Source organism: Halorubrum lipolyticum DSM 21995, assembly GCF_000337375.1.
Classification (GTDB): Archaea; Halobacteriota; Halobacteria; order Halobacteriales; family Haloferacaceae; genus Halorubrum; species Halorubrum lipolyticum.
In genome coordinates this window covers 256,441-273,858 of record NZ_AOJG01000030.1, presented here as the reverse complement: position 1 = coordinate 273,858, position 17,418 = coordinate 256,441, and the positions used below count along the sequence as shown (strand labels likewise).

Below are 17,418 nucleotides of genomic sequence, written 5' to 3'. Positions count from 1 at the left end.
CAGAGCCGTCTACGGCTCGGTCGCGCCGACCGAGCGGTCGAGACGCCCATCGCCGTCGGCCGCCTCTCGGTAGATCCGACTCAGCGACGCCGCCGCTTCCGCCCAGCGCTGCGACCGCGCGTGCCGGTGGTTCGCTCGCCCGATCGACTCGAGGTCCGGGTGGTCGTACGCCCCCCGAAGGGCCTCCGCGAGGCCGTCGCCGTCGCTCGGGTCGTAGAGGAACTCGTTCTCCGGCGGCACCGTCTCCGGGAGACAGCCGATCGCGGGCGCGATCACCGGGCGGCCGTACGAGATCCCGAGGTGCGCCGTCCCCGAGTTGAGTATCCGGCGGTACGGTAACGCGAGGGCGTCGGCGGCGTTCAGGAAGTACTGGATCCGCTCGTCCGGCACGAACTCGAGGCGGGTCTCGATCCGCGGGTCGCTCCGGGCGAGCGCCGCGACCTGCGCCTCGGTCCGGTCGTCGTGCGGGTTCCCGACCAGCCACAGCTCCGCGTCCGGCGCGTCGAGGCCAGCGAACGCCTCGACGAGGTCCGGGACCCCCTTGTACTCGCGGATCAGCCCGAAAAAGAGGACCACGAAGGCGTCGTCGTCGATCCCGAGGTCGCGTCTAGCCGCCTCGCGGGACACGTCGTTCTCGTACGCGGCGACGAAGTTCCCGTCGGGGACCACCGTGATCTCGTCGGCCTCCGGGACGCGGTACGCCGCGGCGACCGCGTCGGCCGCGGCGCCGCACTTGACCGTGATCGCGTCGGCGACGGCGAACACGCACTCGTTGACGAGCCGCTCCGTGCGGGGGTACAACCCCTCGTGGTGGCGCTCGTTGTGAACGGTCCGGACGACGCCGACGCCGAGCAGCGAGACGAGCGCGACGTCGACGAGGAACGCGGCCGCCCGCAGGAACGAGACCAGCGCGTTCGCGGGGCCGACCCCCGTCCCGGTCGTCACGTAGTAGTCGTAGATCCAGTCGAGCTGCATCGCGTCGGCGTCGGGATTCGCAAGGACCGCGCGCGTGAGCGGGAAGAACAGCGGGAGGGGCGGCGTCCGGACCTCGACGCCCGCCTCGCAGAGCGCGTCCGCGAGCAGGGTCATGTACGCGTTCTCCGGGTACCAGCTCCCGCTCATCAACAGCAGCGTGAGGTCGTCGGCGTCGGTCATCGGCCCCGGGATCGACCGCGTGGCTTCCCGGCGGACGCCCCGCCGGTGGTGAGCTGCGACGCGCGCCGGCCGCTCCGTCGGTGGGTCACGACGTGTCGGTGCAGGCCGTCCGCCCGAATAAGTATAAACGGGATACCGGAGTCCGAGCCGGGACGGGACGCCCGACCCGCTCGCGTCCCGGCGTTACGAGCGGCATAACAATCCCCTCGTCGCCCGGAGTCCGGGCCATGAACCGTTCCAGCAAAGGCGGCGGGCGTCTCGGGCCGTCCGGGCGCGGCAGTCCATGAAGGACCGCCTCCGAGAACTCGTCGAGCGCGCCGTCCCGTCGGGGTCCGTCGTCCAGCGAACCGTCAAGAGCGGGATCTGGGTGACGGCGACGAAGATGGCGGTCCGGCTGTCACAGCTCCTGATGCTGCTGGTGCTCGCGCGGCTGCTCTCCCCGCGCGCCTTCGGGCTGATGGGGATCGCCCTGCTCGTTCTCTCCGGGATCAGGCGTTTCACCGACATCGGGATCAACGCGGCCCTCATCCAGGACAAACAGGAGAACATCGACGAGTACCTCAACACGACGTGGACGCTGGAGGCCGCGCGGGGCGTCCTCATCTTCGGCGTGTTGGCCGTCGCGGCGCCGTTCATCGCCGGGGTCTTCGACGAGCCCGGTGCGACGAACCTCATCCGCGTGCTGGGCCTGAGCCCGCTGCTGTACGGGTTTCGCAACCCCGCTATCGTCTACTTCCAGAAGGACCTCTCCTTTCACAAGGACTTCGTCTTCAAGTCGAGCGGGTCGGTCGTGCAGTTCGTCGTCGGCGTCGGCTACGCGCTCTACTCCCCGACCGTCTGGGCGCTCGTCTTCGCGACCGTGAGCAAGTCCTTTTTCAAGTTCATCCTCTCGTACGTCCTCCACGACTACCGCCCGCGGCCGGCCTTCGAGGTCGCCGTCGCGCGGCGGCTCATCGACTACGGCAAGTGGATCACCGGCGCGTCGATCATCGGGTTCGTGTACAGCGAGGGCGACGACGCCTTCGTCGGGTGGTTCCTCTCCGCGACCGCCCTCGGGTTCTACCAGTACGCGTACCGGATCGCGGACATGCCGGCGTCCGAGGCCTCCGGGATCATCTCCGAGATCACGTTCCCGGCGTACTCCCGGCTCCAGGGCGACATCGACGAGCTCCGCGGGGCGTTGCTCCAGACGACCCGGCTGACCGCGTTCGTCGCGTTTCCGCTGTCGTTCGGCATCGCGCTCGTGGCGCCGAGCTTCGTCCCCGCCGTCCTCGGCGACGAGTGGCGCCCGATGATCACGGCGATGCAGATACTCGCGTTGTACGGGCTGTTGCACTCGATAACGCGGAACTTCGGCGCCATCTGGAAGGCGCTCGACCGCCCGGACTACATCGTCAAGACCGGGCTGCTCCGCGTGGCGTGTATCGCCGCGTTCATCTGGCCGGCGACGGCGAGATGGGGGATAGAGGGGACCGCGCTGGTCGTCGTCGGGGTGTACGTCTTCCCGATGCTTCCGCTGGACGTGTACCTCTCGGCGCGGATGGTCAAGGCCCGACAGAGACAGCTGTACGCCGAGTACCTCTACCCGTTCGTCGCCGCCTCGGTCATGTTCGGCACCCTGTGGTACGCGGCGGCCGCGACGGAGCTGACCCCGCTCGTCGAGTTCCTCGTGTTGGTTCCGTCGGGCGCGGTGGTGTACTTCGCGGTCGCGTTCCTGCTCGAGCGGCGGTTCGACTGGGGGATCGAGCGCAACCTGCGGATGATCAGCGACGGGATCCGGGGGTGACGCGGTCGCGGTGACGACGGCTCGCCGCGCTCTCGCTACGCGTCCCGCTCCGTCTCCGCCAGCACGTCCCCGACGATCGACAGGGTCCGCTCGGCCTCGCGCACCCGGTCGTCGACGACGCCCTTTTTTAAAAGGTCCAGCTTCGGCTCGTCGAGCGCGTCGCGCACCGCGGCCGCGCGACGGAGCCGCTCGTAGTCGTCGTCGCGGGCGAGCTCGCGGACCGAGCGGAGCGTCGCCACCGTCTCGTCGTCGGCGACCCGCGAGACGAGCGGGATCAGCTCGTCGATCTCGTAGGCCAGCTCGTCGCCGCCGGCCGGCGGCCAGTCGAGCGTCAGCGGCTCGGCGTCGAGCCGTTCGATGTAGGTCCGATGGACCGCGACCGCGGTCCGGAGGGCGCCGGGGTCGTCGACGTAGTGCTCCAGCTTCGAGTTCGAGTAGTCCGCGTACTTCAACAGCGTCGGCAGGGGTTCCTCGCCTGCCTCGTACTCGTCGACGTACTCGCGTAAGTCGGTCGGCGGCACGTCCGCGTCGACGAACGGGGTGCCGTCGGCGCGGTCGAGGAAGGCGAAGGCCTCTCGGGCCGACGCGGATTTATAAAAGGAGTCGAACCCCTCGCGGACCGCGTCGTTGTACGACTCGATCGGCCCCCGGAGCCGGTCCACGTCGGCGTCGAGGTCGGCGTCGGCCATCTCGGCGACCTCGCGCAGCTCGTCGAGCCGGGCGTCGAGCGCCTTTCGCGCCTCTCGCGCGGCCTTGCGCGCGGCCCGGTAGTCGTCGACCGCCGCGTCTCGGTCGGCGAGCAGGTCGACGTACTCGCCGGCCGGCTCCAGCGCCTCCCGCGCGGCGGCGAAGTCCGACTCCGAGAGGCGGCGCTTGTCGACCGCCTCGTCCGCGGCGGCGAACGCGTCCGCCGCGAGCGCGTCGTCGTCGACGTCGACCGCCTCCCCGAACTCCCCCCGGAACTGGACGTAGGAGCCGAAGTCGCCGGTGCCGACCGCGTCCTCCTCGTACCCGTCGAGCACGCGGTGCGCCCGGCGGTAGGCGTCGACGGCGGCCTCGATTCGGTCCCGCCCGAGGTCGGCGATCCGCCCCTCGATCCGGGCGAGCTCGTCGTACCGCTCGCGCAGCGCCGCGGCCGCCTCGCCCGCCTCGCGGACGGGGTCGGCGTCGTCCCCGTCGGCCGTCGCTCCCGCGCCGCTCATTCAGTACACCTCGTCCGGGTCGAAGACGCGCTCGCCGACGTGCTCGCCGTCGATCGTCCGGTGGAAACAGGAGCGGTGGCCCGTGTGACACGCCCCCACGTTCTGGTCGACGACGTAGAGCAGGGTGTCGGCGTCGCAGTCGACGCGGACCTCGCGGACCGCCTGGGTGTGCCCCGAGGAGCCGCCCTTGTGCCACAGCTCGTCGCGCGACCGCGAGTAGTAGTGCGCCTCGCCCGTCTCGCGGGTCCGTTCGAGCGCCTCCGGCGAGACGTACGCGAGCATCAGCACCTCGCCCGAGTCGGCGTCCTGCGCGACCGCCGGGACGAGCCCGTCGTCGCCGAAGTCGACCTCGATCGCTCCCTCTCCCGCGTCGGCGTCGGTCATGTCTCGCCGGACGCGTGGGGCTCGAATAGTCCTTTTGTCTGTTCCCACTCGTCACCGGCTCCTACTCCCGGCGCAACACCAGCGCGTCGCCGTCGGCGTACGCGTCGGCGCGCCGGTCGACGACCTCGAACCCCACCCCCTCGTACAGCGCCAGCGCGGCGTCGTTGTCGGGGTGCGCCTGCAGCGTCACGGGGCCGGTCGCGTCCCCGACGACCGCCGAGAGCAACCCGCGGGCGCGACCCTCCCGGCGCCGGGCGGGCTCGACGACGAGTTCGGCGAGGTGGACCCCGGGACGGTTCGCGGCGTCGACCGGGAGCAGGTAGCCGACCGCCCGCCCGTCGGCGACGCTGACGAGCGCGGACCCGACCGCGAGCCCGTACTCCAGCAGGTCGGGGTTGGGCTGTCGGAGGTGGTCCTGTAGCTCCCGGATCCGGTCGGCGTCGGCCGGCCGGGCGGCGCGGACCCTGGGATCGGGGGCGAGCCGGTCGCCCGCGGGGCGATCGGCGGCGTCGCGGCGGTCCCCCGACGGCTCACCCGTCATCTCACGCGCCCACCCCGAGCGCGACGGCGGCGGCGACGGCGACGGTCGCCCCCGACAGCGTCGCGAGGAAGTTCACCGCCTGATTCCCGATCCGCTCGCCCTCGATCAGCGCGCCGAGGAGGCTGTCGGCGGTCATTCCCGCGACGCCGGCGAGGACGACGACCCCCCCGCCGACGACCGGGTCGCCGATCGGCATCCCGACCGCCGCGAGGCCGGCGACGAGGAGCGCGCCCGCGAGCCCGGCCAGCTCGCCCTGCCACGTCACCGCGCCGTCGGTGCCGGGCTCGACGCGGCGCAGGGTCGTCACCAGCCGGGGGTCGTCGAAGAGCCCGCCGATCTCCGAGGAGAGCGTGTCCGCCATCGCGGTCGCGGTCGCGCCGGCGAACGCGAAGCCGAAGAGCGGGCCCGGCACGCCGACCTGGGCGGTCGCCGCGTAGCCGACGACGGCGACGAGCGCGACCGCGGAGTTCGCCAGCACGTTCCCGGTGCCGCGGGCGCCCTCGTTCTCCTGTGCGACGCCTCGGTTCGCCTTCTCGTCGAAGCGGTACTTCGAGGCCAGCCCGCCGATCGCGTAAAAGGAGATGAGCGTGGCGAACCAGCCGACGCCGCCGAGGACGACGGCCAGCAGCGCGGACAACACCCCGGTCAGCATGCCGGGGACGGAGGCCGTGCCGAGCGCGAACGAGACGTAGCCGAGCCCGCCGGTCACCGCCAGCCCGAAGGCGACGAGCGGGACGGTGACGGTCGGGTCCACCGCGACGAACCCCCAGACGGCGAACGCGACGAGGATGACCGTGATGTGCGCGTCCCGGTCGAAGACGAGCGACCTGACGAGCGCGGCCGTGAGCGCGGCCACGGCCGCGAGGAAGACGACTCCGGGGAGGCCGTCGACGAGGCTCGACCCGCCGATCTGGAGCAGCACGCCGACCTGTCCGGCGAGGGCGCCGAGCGTCCCGCCGGCGACGTAGCCCGCCACGAGGGGGAACTCGTCGGTCGAGCGGCCGGCGACGACCGCGCGGCCGAGGCGACCGAAGCCCACCGCGAGCGCCGCCGCGGCGAACGCCTCGTACGGGAGCGGCGCGCGGGGGAGGGAGGCGAACAGCGCGAGGCCGGCGGCGGCGAGCGCGAACGCGACGAAGCCGTAGAGGCGTTCCTCCTCGCGGTCACCGGGCAGGGCGAGGGTCTCGAACCACTCGCCGTCGCGGACCCCGAAGAAGGCGAGGCCGGCGGCGGCGAGGAACGGCACGGCGGCGGCGTCGCCGAGCGCCGGCGCGAGGACGGCGACCGCGGCCACCGCGGCGAAGACGCTCGCCCGTCGTAGCCTCCGTATCACACCCTCGGATACCCGGGACGCGCACTTAACGCTCCCGACAGCGCACCGTCGCCGTCGGCGGACGCTCGCCGCGGTCACGCGGTCGCGAGCCCGCTCGGGGCCTCAGTAGCGGTACTCGTTGAACTGCACCGCGTGCCCCTCGATCACGCGAACGGCCCCCTCCGGGTCCTCCTCGTCGTCGCCCGTCCCGTCCTCGTGCGAGGCAACCTCTCTCATGTTCGCTCGGAAGGCGCTCCGGTTTATAAATATATTCCACAGGGCGGAAGTGGTCGCGCACGGGATCGCCGCTCGGCGATCGGTCGCGTCGTCAGTCGATGATCCGGCCGACGTCGCCGAGATCGTCGAGCACGTAGTCCGGCGAGACGCTCGCGTCCGCGACGGCCGCCTCGTCGGTGACGCCCGAGAGCACGAGGGCGGTGGTCATCCCGGCGCGCTCGCCGAGCGCGATGTCGGTGTTCAGCCGGTCGCCGACGACGAGGCACTCCTCCGGAGGGTACGCCAGCCGCTCGCGGACCATCTCGATCGCCGTGTCCGAGGGCTTCCCGAGGACCGCGTCCGGCTCCCGCTCGGCGACGCCCGCGATCGCGTTGATCACGGCCCCCGAGCCCGGCACGTCGCGTTCGGGGGCCGGGATGACCACGTCGGGGTCGGTGCCGATGAAGGGGATGTCGCGCTCCAGCGCCCACAGCGCCGTACAGAGGTCGTCGTAGTCGAACTCCCGGTCGATCGAGGCGACCAGCGCGTCCGCGGCGTCGACGTCGTCGGTCGTCGCGAGCTCGGCCGCCTCGAACTGATCGACCAGTCCCGGGGCGCCGATACACAGCAGCTCGTCGTCCGCGTGGCGCTCGCGCAGGTACCGCGTCGTCACGGCGCCGGCGGTGAACACCTGGTCCGCGTCGACCTCGTAGCCAGCGGCGCCGAGCCGGTCGACGTACGCCGGCGGCGCCTTCGTCGGGTTGTTCGAGACGAACAGCGTCTCGATCCCGGCCGCTCGGAGCCGTCGGTAGCCCGCCGGCGCGCCGGGAATCGGCTCGTCGCCTCGCACGACCGTGCCGTCCACGTCGAGGACGGCGCCGCTGAACTTCATGGACGCGTTCGGGGCGCCACGGCCGTAGGGGTTGCGCCGCCTCGCCTCCGTGCTCCGTCCCGCTTCGACCCTGCCGTTCCATATCCGGTACCCGTTTCAGCTTCGGGATAACGGAAGCGTAAAGCGGGGCCGTTCCTAACCTGCGGTCACTGTGACGACGACTCAGGTGACGCTGGTCCAGATCGACAACTACGGGCCGTGGACGGTGACCCCGGAGCCCCGACGGGAGATGGACCTCCAGACGCTTCAGTCGCGGCTCTTCGCCGACGTGGCTCAGTTCATGGGTCCGCGGGACGCGTACGTCTTCTCCACCCGCTACGACAACATGATCGCCGTGACGAACGGCCTCGACGGCGCGGCCCACGCGGCGCTTCAGGAGTCGATCGGGAACCGGTACCCCGTGAGCGTCAGCCTCGGAACCGGTGTCGCCGAGCGGCCGATCGACGCCCTGGAGTCGGCGAACCGCCTGCTCCAGACGGCCGGGAGCGCGCAAGACGAGGGCCGAACCGAGGTGCTCGCCGGCGACTACCTCACCGAGACCGCCCCGTCGGACCTCCAGATCGCCCACTTCGACGTGGTGGACGTGACGGGGAAGTACACCGACCACCTCAACGAGTTCGACACGTTCCTGAACGTCGAGCGCGCCTACGGCTCGCTGACGCGGTACCTCCGCGAGAGCCACGGCGCCCTCTCGTTTTTCGTCGGCGGCGACAACGTCATCGCCGTCTGTCCGGACCTCCCCGAGCGGGCGTTCGCGGACACGGTGGCGCACGTCGCCGACGACGCCGGCATCGAGCTTCAGGTCGGGGTCGGCCACGGCGCCTCCGCCCACGAGGCGGGCTTCGCGGCCAAACACGCGCTCGAGGCCTGCCGCGACGACGGGACGAGCGTCGAGCTGTCCGGCGTGCCGATCGCCAGCGACTGACCGCGAGGACGGGGAGAAGCCGTCCGTTCGCCCGGGGACGCCCACGGTTATCGACATCGATAATTTGGCTGTGACGTTTTTATAGGCCCGCTCTGAACAGTCGGGCAACATGTCCGATGACATAGTGTTCGTCTGCACGGCGGACGGCTGCGACGAAGGGCCGTGGGAAGGGTCTCACGACGCGATGGCGCACTGCGCCGAGCACCCGGACCACGGCTACACCGGGCGCCCGCGCGACGAGGTCGAGACGGTCATTCCCGCGACGGCGACGCGAAAGCGCGACAACCGGAACCTCCAGCACAAGGGGCATCCGAAGGGTGCGCTCGCGCAGGACGACTGACCGCGCCCGCGAGCGGATCGCCCGCGGGACCCGCGTCCGCGGCTGGGACCGGCTCCCGGCGATCGGCGTCTCGCGGTCTCGCGACGACTGACGGGTGACGAACTCCTCGCGACCCCGAGGTGACGAGGTCGCGTTCGCGAGTCCGCGCGTTCTCTCCTTCGGCCTCGTCGAAGAGCCGCTAGGCCTCGTCGAAGAGGCCGAGGTCCTCGGCGACGAGGTCGGCGAGTCGGTCTTTCAGCGCGGGGTCGACCTCCGCGATCTCCTCCCCGTCGTGTTTCCCGTCGTTGTGTCTGGTGAGCGCGTCCGCCACGTCGGACAGCGGGACGCTCGTCTCCGTCTCGCACTCGGTGCACACGATCGGGACGGACGGTTCGTCGGTGGACATACGTCGGGTAGTCGCGGGTCGGCGGTATATGCCTTCGGGGGTGGACTTCGGGGTGACCCTCGCGGCCCGCGCGTTCCGGCGCCCGCGTCCGCCCCGAACCGCCAGCGTCACCCCTTCTCGGGTGCTACCCGTCCTCATGCGCGTCCTCGTAACCGGGGCGGCCGGCGGGATCGGCGGCGGCGTCGCGCGAGCGCTCGCAGCCGCCGGTCACGACGTGATCGGCGTCGACCGCGACGCCGCGGGACTGGCCACGCTCCCCGAGACCGTGTCGACGCACGCCCTCGACCTGCGCGACGGCGACGCGGTCGCGGCGCTGCTCGCCGACCGCGAGTTGGACCGCGTCGTCTCCTGCGTCGGCGGGTACGAGATCGCGGCGGTCGAGGACACCGCGGTCGACTCGTTCCGCCGCCAGCTCGACACGAACCTGACCGCGGTCCACACCGTCGTCCGGGCCGCCCTCCCGTCGCTCCGTAAGCGCGGCGGTCGGATCGTCGTGGTCGGGTCGATGGTCGGGTCGACCGCGCTCCCCTACCACGGCGCCTACAGCGCCGCGAAGGCCGGGCTGCGCGGGTACGTCGACGCCCTCCGCCGCGAGATCGAGCCCCACGGCGTGACCGTCGCGTTCGTCGAACCCGGACCGGTCCCGACCGGGTTCAACGAGCGCGCGGCCGCCGGGGTCGCGGAGCGGAACGCGGACCCCGAGGGCCCCTACGCCGACGCCTACCGGGCGTTCGAGGGGTACGCGCCCGCCGCGACCGACGTGGAGACCGTGGTCGAGCGCGTCGTCGCCGCGGTCACGGCGGACCGACCGCGGGCCGTCTACCGGGTGAGCCCCCGCGCGCGCTGGCTCCCGCGAATCGTCGCGGCGCTCCCCGATCGGCTGGCCGACCGACTGGTCCGCGCCGGGCTCCCGGGCGGGATACTCGGGCGGCTCATCGACCGGTAGCGGCGGGTCGAGTCGGTCCGGCCGCGCTCCGTCGACTCACTCCGCCGAGTCGTCCTCGCTCTCGTCGGCCGCCTCCGCGTAGAACTCCTCCGGCGTGGCGTCGATCCGCTCGAACTCCCCGAAGTCGCGCTCGTGGTGGCGGATCGTCTGTTCGACGATCCACGCGCTGTAGCGCTCGGAGTACGCCCAGTCGCCCTCGTCGTCGTCGACCTCGAAGCGGCCGTCGGTAGCGAGCGCGGCGTACACGTGGTAGAAGCCGAGCACCACGTCGCCGAAGTCCCTCGCCTCGGCGCCGATCTCGCGGCGCTTCTCGGCGAGTTCCTCGCGGCCCGCGTCGGTGAGCGCGAAGTACTTGCGGTCGGGCTCGTCGGCGCGCTCGACGCGCTCGGCGACGCCCTCCTCCTCGAACTTGTAGAGGATCGGGTAGACGGAGCCGTACGAGGGCTCCCAGTGGCCGCCGCTGATCTCCGTGATCTCGCCCAGCAGCTCGTAGCCGTACCGGGGGCGCTCGTCGAGCAGCTCCAACACGAGATACGAGATCAGCCCCTTGGGCGGCCCGCTCTTCCGCATCGTCCCTACCTTTCTGAGTCGTCGTGAAAGGGTTTCGGTCGCGACATCGGCCCGAGGCGTCGCGGTTCGGCGTCGGCAGGGGCGGTCGATGCGGCGTCGACGGCTCCCAGCGACTGAGGCGACTCGCAAACCCCTAAGTCCCGGCGACCCAAGTCGGCGTATGGTCGAGGCACCACAGACCGAGGAGGGGTGGTTCGCGCTGCACGACTTCCGGTCCATCGACTGGGACGCGTGGCGCGACGCCCCCGAACGAGAGCGGGAACGGGCGATCGAGGAGGGGGAGGCCTTCCTGAAACACCGGGAGCTGGTCGCCGACGCAGAGGCGGGGAACTCCGGGCTGTTCTCCGTGCTCGGGCACAAGGCCGACCTGCTGTTCGTCCACTTCCGCCCCTCGCTCGACGACCTGTCGTCGATCGAGCGCCGGTTCGAGGACACGGCGCTCGCGGCGTTCACGGAGCGCACGACCTCCTACGTCTCGGTCACCGAGGTCTCCGGCTACGTCTCCGACGAGTACTTCGAGGATCCGGAGTCCGTCGACGCGGGCCTCAAACGCTACATCGAGGGGAAGCTGACGCCGGAGATCCCCGACGACGAGTACGTCTGCTTCTACCCGATGAGCAAGCGGCGCGGCGAGGAGTACAACTGGTACGACCTCTCCTTCGAGGACCGCGCCGACCTCATGGCCGACCACGGCGACGTGGGACGGGAGTACGCCGGGAAGATCAAGCAGGTGATCGCCTCTTCGGTCGGCTTCGACAGCCACGAGTGGGGCGTCACGCTGTTCGGCTCGGACCCGACGGACATCAAGGACATCGTCTACGAGATGCGCTTCGACCCCGCCTCCTCGCGGTACGGCGAGTTCGGCGAGTTCTACATCGGTCGCCGGTTCCCGCCCGCGGACCTGGGCGCGTACCTCGCGGGCGAGACGGTGCCGACGCCGGAGGGCGGCGGGGACGACGGCGAGCACGGGCACGGGCACGACGAGGGCGGTCACCACGGCGACGAGGGCCACGGTGGCCACCACGGCGAGGGCGACGACGGTCACGGCCGCGGCGGGGGCCACGACCACGCCGGCTCCGGCGGCGGATCGGCGCACGGCGACCACCCCCACGGCGAGGGGGAGGCGAGCGGGGAGGGCGACCACCCGCACGCGGGCGACGAGGGCGGGGAGACCGGCGAAGCCGGCGACGACGCCTCGGACGCCGACATCCGCGGCGAGCTCGCGGACCTCAACATCTACGCCGGGAAGCCCAGCGGCGAGGACGTGTACGCGACCGTGCTCTACAGCGAGGCCGACGTGGACGAGCTGTTCGACGAGGTCGAGGGGCTCCGCGGCAACTTCGACCACTACGGCACCCACGTGAAGACGGCCGTCTACGAGGGGCGCGTCACCGACCGCGCCGCGGTCGTCTCCATCTGGGACACGGCGTCGGCGGCCGAGACCGCGGCGGGCTTCCTCTCGGAGCTGCCGGAGGTCGTCGCCCGCGCCGGCGAGGAGTCCGGCTTCGGCACAATGGGGATGTTCTACACGGTCAAACCGGAGCACCAGGGTGACTTCACCGACACGTTCGACGACGTGGGGGAGATCCTCGCGGAGATGGACGGTCACGTCGAAACCGACCTGATGCTGAACGTCGAAGACGAGAACGACATGTTCATCGCCAGCCAGTGGCACGCGAAGGAGGACGCGATGGCCTTCTTCGGCTCCGAGGAGTTCCGCGAGACGGTCCAGTGGGGCCGCGAGGTGTTAGCGGATCGGCCGCGGCACGTCTTCCTGGCGTAAGTGGGGTAGTACGCGGATCGGGGGTTTATAAGTGGTTTTCGGGGTGGTTGATCGGTTATACGCGCCTATCACGGATCCCGCGAGTGACGAGACGGACACCCCAAAGCCCCAGCCGCGAGGACGGCGCACGCTCGCTGCGCGCTTCAGTCGCTCGCGTTGCTCGCTCCTTCCAGTGCTTACGTCGCCTGCGCCGTCCTCGCGGCAGCGAGGCGCTTCGCGCCTCTGGAAGCCGGCGGCGTTGCCGCCGGCGACTGCCCCTTTGAGTCCCACCCCGCACCGCTCAGCACCGCACCTCACGCCTCCCCAGCCTCGTCGGTGGCCCTCCGCGTTGCTCCGGACCACCGACTCCCTCGCGCGGCGCTCCTCGTAGCCGCCGATGGCGGCTACTCGGAGGCGCGCGCCGCCGCACCGCTTCGATCACTTATAAAACACGTCTCCGCCGCGCTCGCGTTATCGATCGCCGTGTGTCCGGAGCCGACCGCGTGTTTTTAACTACCGCCTCGGCGAACGGGGTGGTATGTTCGACACGATCGTGGTCGCGACCGACGGCTCCGACAGCGTCCGCCGGGCCGTCGACGTCGCGGTCGACGTGGCCGCGCGGTTCGACGCCGAGGTCCACGCCGTCTACGTCGTCGACAGCGGCGAGGTCGAGTCCACCCCGGACGAGGTCCGAGACGACCTCCGCGAGGCGCTCGACGACCACGGCGAGGCCGCGCTCGACCAGGTGACCGACGCCGCGACCGCCCGCGACGCCGACCTCGACATCACCGCTGAGGTGCGGGAGGGCCGCCCCGCCCCCGAGATCTCCGGGTACGCGCGCGAGGTCGACGCCGACGTGGTCGCGATGGGAACGCGCGGGCGACACGGGGAGAACCGGTTCCTCATCGGCTCGGTGGCCGAGCGCGTCGTCCGGACGTGCCCGATCCCCGTGCTCACCGTCCGCCAGCTCACCGAGGAGGACCCGCGGCGGACGACGATCTGAGGGGCGGGGGGCGGTTCGCGCCGGAGCGGCCAGACGGCCAGACGGCCCGACCCGCCCGAGAACGGCGGAGTTTTCCCGCTCCCGCCCGGCGCGACGGTATGGACGACGAACTCATCGACGAGGGGGACATCCCCCGCTCGCGGTACACCCGACTGCCCGGCAAGGGCTTCTTCTACCCGGACTCGCTGGACGAGGAGCGCGCCGAGCGGCGCGCGAAGGAGGCGATCGAGGGGAGCGAGGCGGTCGTCATCGCCGACGGCGACGCCGACGGGCTCGCCTGCGCGGCGATGGTCCGGGAGACGTACGACGCCGCGCTCGACGCCGCGGACTTCGAGGCGGCCATCGCGGCGCGGCTCGACGACGGGGAGGACGAGGAGCGCGACGAGTCCGACGCCGAAGGCGACGAGTCCGACGCCGACGACCCCACCGAGGACGCCCACGCCGAGTCGCCGGTCGGGCTGGTCGCCGCCGGACCGTACTCCATCGACGCGTCGCTCGAACGCGTGCTCGCGTACGCCGCCGACGACGTGGACCTGTTCGTCTGCGACCTCTGTCCCGACGACTACGAGTGGATCGCCGAGCCCTTGGAGGCGCTCGCGGAGTCGACCGCTTCGATCCGCTGGTTCGACCACCACCAGTGGGACGAGTCGACCGCCGCGGCCGTCCGCGACCTCGGCGTCGACCTCGTGGTCGGCGAGTCCGACGAGGAGTGCACCGCCGACGTGGCGCTCCGCTCGCTCGACCACGAGTTCGACGAGCGCTGGGCCGAGCTGGCGGTCGTGACGCGGGACCACGACCTCTGGATCAAGGAGGACCCCCGCTCCGACGACCTGGCCGACTACTCCTACTGGGCGGGAAGCGAGGAGTACGCGACGATCGTGGGCGCGTACGGCGCCGACCTCCCCGAGACGGTCCGGGAGTACGTCGCCGACCGGCGCGTCGAGAAGGAGGCCCGGATCGACGCCGCCGTCGACCGCGCGGTCACCCACGAGGTCGGCGAGTGGACCGTCGCGGTCACGTACGGCCGCTGCTCGCAGAACGAGGTCGCCGAGACGCTGCGCGGCGAGGGCGCCGACGCCGCGGTGATCGTCAAGCCCGCCGGCTCCGCGTCGATCCGCGGCTCCGAGGGCTTCCGACACGCCCACGAGGTCGCCGGGAGGGTGAACGGCGGCGGGCACCCGCAGGCGGCCGGCTGCAAGCCCGACATCTACGACGACATGCTCGACTACGCGCACCACTGGACGACCGAGGGACAGGCCTGCAAGCGGGTCATTCTCGCGGCGTTCGAGGCGGTGGCGGACGAGGTCGCGGCGGCTGAGGAGGGTAGTGACGAAGACGGCGAAGCTGGAGACGAGATGGATGACGACGGATAGCGCGCCGCTCAGAGAAGTACGCTGACGAGGGAGCTTGCCGACCGGAACACACTCTCGGAGGGGTACGCCGACGGGCATATCCCTTCGAAAAATCGCGAGCGGGTCTCGTCTGTGCGTGACTCACTCGCGGTAGGCTTCGTGTTCCGGTCCCCATTCGCTTCGCGGAAGCTCTTTCCAGAAGTAATCGCCGCGGGGCGGAATATCGTCGGCGTCGGCGGGGTCGACGTCATAGAGCTCGCCAGACCCGATCCCTTCGAGCAGCTCGTTCATAACCGTGTTAATGACCGTTACGAGCCTCCCCTTGGAGGCGTTACCGAGGTCGGATGCCTGCCCGCGGAACTCAAAGAGGACGCTTCCGCGACCGCGAACGCCATGACCGTTTCGGGCGATATTGGCGGTCGTTCCGCCTGGATAGGTGTCCCAGGTCGTGTGCCCGAGGTCCTTGGTCTGCTGGTAGGAGTACGCAGAGATTTGTCGGGAGAGATCCACCGCCTCCTCGGGTGCAGCTTCGTTGAGCGGCCAGAGCGTCGACGCGTTGATCAGCTCACAGTCGTCGTTTCGGAGGGTGAACTGGTGGTGGAAGTCCATCACCATGTCAGCGCCGACTTCCTCGGCTTTGTCCAGCATCGCTTGGGTTTCCGGCGACGGGTTCTCGTCCGGAATCAGATCCGGGTCGATTCCGTCAACGGCCTCGAGAATATCGGGATCAATGCCGAAGTAATGCTGGCGATTCGGGTCGACCGGACCACATTGGTTCGGTCCGAAGTACGGTCCATCGTGACAGACGTCGTCCGGTCGCCCGTTCCGCCGTTGCGGCGTCTCGTTGTCATCCGCGGGCGCCCAACCGTCGGGGTTGTGCCGCGGAACGACGTGCAGAGTCAGCTCGTCGAGAATCGAATCGACTCGCCGACCACCGGCGGCAAATCGTCGGAGGAGTTGCAGGGCGGCCTCTGCGACGTGATTCTCGTCCCCGTGCTGTTGGGCGGTGTAGAACACGTCAGTGTCGCCGCCATCGACGCGGACGTACGGAACGGGGCGCCCCTCCCACGTTTCGCCGATCGGCTCGTATACGAGATTACTCCGGTCGTCGAGCGCTTCGAGCGTCTTGTAGAGCTTCTCGTTGCTCGTGAACGAATTGTAGTTGATATTCGCCGTTTCCGGCACGAACGGTCCGCCCGGTCGAATGAAATCTCCGGTGCACTCTTTCGCGCTGCCAGTACCCGACCCGATAACGCTCGCTCCTGCGATACCACCAACGGCCTTGAGTGTGTCACGTCGTCGCATGGTGCAGTTGGCTGTTCACCTCTCCACCTAATAACATTTATTATCATACATTACTTATATTGTATTTATATAAATTTGTGATAATGTTCCTACTATTTTGACAGATTGTACTCTTTAAATACAAATTCTATAGCTCCCGAGCGGAATTAGAATATCATACGTGTGGTCACGAGAAGCAACGTGAGCCGGTACTTCAGATTTCGGTGCCGAATCGCTTACCGTTTCTTTTGCCGCCGCTGCGGTTGTTACCACGCCCTCCCCCGGCCCCTGCTGGTCGGGTCCGCTGCGGCGACGAACCGGGTACTTTCATACCGACCGGCACCGCTCCTTCCAGGTATGACGGACATCCTCGTGGCCGGAGAGACGCTCGTCGACCTGCTTCCCGGGGAGGGCGAGACGCTGCGCGACGTGGACGGCTTCACGCACCGCCCGGGGGGCGCGCCGGCCAACGTCGCGGTCGGACTCTCGCGGCTCGGGACGCCCCCGGCGTTCTGGACTCGGCTCGGCGACGACCCCTTCGGCGACTTCCTGCGGGAGGCCCTCGACGAGGAGGGCGTCCCGGATGCGCTCTCTCGACGGGTCGGCGGCAACACCACTCTCGCGGTGGTCTCTCCCCCGGGCGTCGACGGCCGGCGGTTCCGCTTTTACGGCTCGCGGGACGTGACGTTCGGGTTCGAGCCCGACGCGGTCCCGGTCGACGCGCTGGCGTCCGCCTCGTGGGTCCACGTCGGCGGCGTCGCCCTGACCCACCCGACGGGCCGGGCGGCGATGCGCAAGCTGGCGGCGGCCGCCGACGAGCGCGGCTGCACGGTCTCCTTCGACGTGAACTACCGTCCGGACCTGGTTCCGGAGGGCGAGCGGGACGCGGTGGTCGAGGCGATCCGCGACATCCTCGGAGACACCGACGTGGCGTTCGCCAGCGACGAGGACGTGGCGGCGACCGGCATCTCCTCGCACGAGGGCGAGGAGCTGGCGCGGGACCTGCTGGAGCTCGGCCCGCACACGGCGGTCGTCACCCTCGGCTCCGCGGGCGCGGTCGCGGCGAGCATGGACGCGGCGCCGTGGGGCGAGACGACCGCGCGTCACGGGGGATTCGCGGTCGAGGCGGTCGACGCCACCGGCGCCGGCGACGCGTTCACGTCCGGCCTGATACGCCGGTTGGCGTCGGAGACGGGCGACGCCACCGGTTCCGGCGACGCGTCCGACCTCGGCGACGCGCTCGCGTTCGCCAACGCGACGGCCGCGCTCTCCGTGCAGGACCGCGGCGGGATGACGGCGCTTCCCGACCGGGAGGCCGTCGAGGCCTTCCTCGCGGAGAGAGCGTAACCACCGCTCGGAGCCG

General features: G+C 70.5%; 17 protein-coding genes. 8 read left to right on the top strand and 9 right to left on the bottom strand.

The features are described 5' to 3' along the window. Positions 1-9: 9 nt before the first annotated feature. Complete coding sequence (locus C469_RS11775) at positions 10-1,155, bottom strand: glycosyltransferase family 4 protein (RefSeq protein WP_008006861.1); 1,146 nt, start codon at positions 1,153-1,155, stop codon at positions 10-12. A 283-nt stretch (positions 1,156-1,438) separates the two neighbouring features. On the opposite strand from C469_RS11775, the gene C469_RS11770 reads away from it, so the two are divergent. Beyond that, entirely contained in the window at positions 1,439-2,941 is a 1,503-nt protein-coding gene (locus C469_RS11770; RefSeq protein ID WP_008006859.1) for a lipopolysaccharide biosynthesis protein, read from the top strand. A gap of 35 nt (positions 2,942-2,976) precedes the next feature. On the opposite strand, the gene C469_RS11765 is transcribed toward C469_RS11770, so the two are convergent. From C469_RS11765 to C469_RS11745, 5 genes are all read right to left on the bottom strand, one after another. Continuing rightward, positions 2,977-4,143: a DUF7118 family protein gene (locus C469_RS11765; protein WP_008006857.1), complete on the bottom strand. Its 1,167-nt coding sequence runs from the start codon at positions 4,141-4,143 to the stop codon at positions 2,977-2,979. Further along, complete coding sequence (gene hisI, locus C469_RS11760; protein WP_008006855.1) at positions 4,144-4,527, bottom strand: phosphoribosyl-AMP cyclohydrolase; 384 nt, start codon at positions 4,525-4,527, stop codon at positions 4,144-4,146. Between the two features lie 61 nt (positions 4,528-4,588). Next, a complete protein-coding gene (locus C469_RS11755; protein ID WP_008006853.1) occupies positions 4,589-5,068 on the bottom strand; it encodes a GNAT family N-acetyltransferase in 480 nt (159 codons plus the stop codon). 1 nt (position 5,069) lies between these two features. Beyond that, a complete protein-coding gene (locus C469_RS11750; protein WP_049911338.1) occupies positions 5,070-6,401 on the bottom strand; it encodes a DUF92 domain-containing protein in 1,332 nt (443 codons plus the stop codon). A gap of 307 nt (positions 6,402-6,708) precedes the next feature. Then, complete coding sequence (locus C469_RS11745; protein ID WP_008006850.1) at positions 6,709-7,488, bottom strand: HAD-IIA family hydrolase; 780 nt, start codon at positions 7,486-7,488, stop codon at positions 6,709-6,711. A gap of 151 nt (positions 7,489-7,639) precedes the next feature. On the opposite strand from C469_RS11745, the gene C469_RS11740 reads away from it, so the two are divergent. Both C469_RS11740 and C469_RS11735 read left to right on the top strand, forming a co-directional pair. Beyond that, positions 7,640-8,413, top strand: a complete 774-nt coding sequence (locus C469_RS11740; protein ID WP_049911336.1) for a GTP cyclohydrolase III — start codon at positions 7,640-7,642, stop codon at positions 8,411-8,413. Between the two features lie 109 nt (positions 8,414-8,522). After that, positions 8,523-8,753, top strand: a complete 231-nt coding sequence (locus C469_RS11735) for a hypothetical protein (protein ID WP_049911334.1) — start codon at positions 8,523-8,525, stop codon at positions 8,751-8,753. A 178-nt stretch (positions 8,754-8,931) separates the two neighbouring features. Here the strand turns inward: C469_RS11735 and C469_RS11730 are convergent, their stop codons facing one another. Further along, entirely contained in the window at positions 8,932-9,138 is a 207-nt protein-coding gene (locus C469_RS11730; RefSeq protein WP_008006847.1) for a hypothetical protein, read from the bottom strand. 136 nt (positions 9,139-9,274) lie between these two features. Here C469_RS11730 and C469_RS11725 point away from each other — a divergent pair, with 136 nt between their 5' ends. Then, positions 9,275-10,084, top strand: coding sequence for an SDR family NAD(P)-dependent oxidoreductase (locus tag C469_RS11725; RefSeq protein WP_008006846.1), 810 nt, complete (start codon positions 9,275-9,277; stop codon positions 10,082-10,084). A gap of 36 nt (positions 10,085-10,120) precedes the next feature. Here C469_RS11725 and C469_RS11720 read toward each other — a convergent pair whose 3' ends face one another. Next, entirely contained in the window at positions 10,121-10,654 is a 534-nt protein-coding gene (locus C469_RS11720) for a PadR family transcriptional regulator (RefSeq protein ID WP_008006845.1), read from the bottom strand. Positions 10,655-10,814: 160 nt separating this feature from the next. Here C469_RS11720 and C469_RS11715 point away from each other — a divergent pair, with 160 nt between their 5' ends. From C469_RS11715 to C469_RS11705, 3 genes are all read left to right on the top strand, one after another. Further along, complete coding sequence (locus tag C469_RS11715; RefSeq protein WP_008006843.1) at positions 10,815-12,437, top strand: heme-binding protein; 1,623 nt, start codon at positions 10,815-10,817, stop codon at positions 12,435-12,437. Positions 12,438-12,954: 517 nt separating this feature from the next. Further along, the gene (locus tag C469_RS11710) at positions 12,955-13,419 is read left to right on the top strand and encodes a universal stress protein (RefSeq protein ID WP_008006841.1); all 465 of its coding nucleotides are present in this window, start codon (positions 12,955-12,957) and stop codon (positions 13,417-13,419) included. Between the two features lie 98 nt (positions 13,420-13,517). After that, positions 13,518-14,792, top strand: coding sequence for a DHH family phosphoesterase (locus tag C469_RS11705; RefSeq protein ID WP_008006840.1), 1,275 nt, complete (start codon positions 13,518-13,520; stop codon positions 14,790-14,792). Between the two features lie 120 nt (positions 14,793-14,912). Here C469_RS11705 and C469_RS11700 read toward each other — a convergent pair whose 3' ends face one another. Next, positions 14,913-16,076: a M14 family zinc carboxypeptidase gene (locus tag C469_RS11700; protein WP_082230138.1), complete on the bottom strand. Its 1,164-nt coding sequence runs from the start codon at positions 16,074-16,076 to the stop codon at positions 14,913-14,915. A gap of 336 nt (positions 16,077-16,412) precedes the next feature. Between C469_RS11700 and C469_RS11695 the strand changes: the two genes are divergently transcribed. Then, complete coding sequence (locus tag C469_RS11695) at positions 16,413-17,402, top strand: carbohydrate kinase family protein (RefSeq protein WP_008006837.1); 990 nt, start codon at positions 16,413-16,415, stop codon at positions 17,400-17,402. Positions 17,403-17,418: the final 16 nt, after the last annotated feature.

Bases quoted from the DNA above. Each gene is read 5' to 3' on its own strand.
- C469_RS11775 (WP_008006861.1), bottom strand. From the start codon at position 1,155: ATGACCGACGCCGACGACCTCACGCTGCTGTTGATGAGCGGGAGCTGG.
- C469_RS11770 (WP_008006859.1), top strand. From the start codon at position 1,439: ATGAAGGACCGCCTCCGAGAACTCGTCGAGCGCGCCGTCCCGTCGGGG.
- C469_RS11765 (WP_008006857.1), bottom strand. From the start codon at position 4,143: ATGAGCGGCGCGGGAGCGACGGCCGACGGGGACGACGCCGACCCCGTC.
- hisI (WP_008006855.1), bottom strand. From the start codon at position 4,527: ATGACCGACGCCGACGCGGGAGAGGGAGCGATCGAGGTCGACTTCGGC.
- C469_RS11755 (WP_008006853.1), bottom strand. From the start codon at position 5,068: ATGACGGGTGAGCCGTCGGGGGACCGCCGCGACGCCGCCGATCGCCCC.
- C469_RS11745 (WP_008006850.1), bottom strand. From the start codon at position 7,488: ATGAAGTTCAGCGGCGCCGTCCTCGACGTGGACGGCACGGTCGTGCGA.
- C469_RS11735 (WP_049911334.1), top strand. From the start codon at position 8,523: ATGTCCGATGACATAGTGTTCGTCTGCACGGCGGACGGCTGCGACGAA.
- C469_RS11730 (WP_008006847.1), bottom strand. From the start codon at position 9,138: ATGTCCACCGACGAACCGTCCGTCCCGATCGTGTGCACCGAGTGCGAG.
- C469_RS11725 (WP_008006846.1), top strand. From the start codon at position 9,275: ATGCGCGTCCTCGTAACCGGGGCGGCCGGCGGGATCGGCGGCGGCGTC.
- C469_RS11720 (WP_008006845.1), bottom strand. From the start codon at position 10,654: ATGCGGAAGAGCGGGCCGCCCAAGGGGCTGATCTCGTATCTCGTGTTG.
- C469_RS11715 (WP_008006843.1), top strand. From the start codon at position 10,815: ATGGTCGAGGCACCACAGACCGAGGAGGGGTGGTTCGCGCTGCACGAC.
- C469_RS11710 (WP_008006841.1), top strand. From the start codon at position 12,955: ATGTTCGACACGATCGTGGTCGCGACCGACGGCTCCGACAGCGTCCGC.
- C469_RS11705 (WP_008006840.1), top strand. From the start codon at position 13,518: ATGGACGACGAACTCATCGACGAGGGGGACATCCCCCGCTCGCGGTAC.
- C469_RS11700 (WP_082230138.1), bottom strand. From the start codon at position 16,076: ATGCGACGACGTGACACACTCAAGGCCGTTGGTGGTATCGCAGGAGCG.
- C469_RS11695 (WP_008006837.1), top strand. From the start codon at position 16,413: ATGACGGACATCCTCGTGGCCGGAGAGACGCTCGTCGACCTGCTTCCC.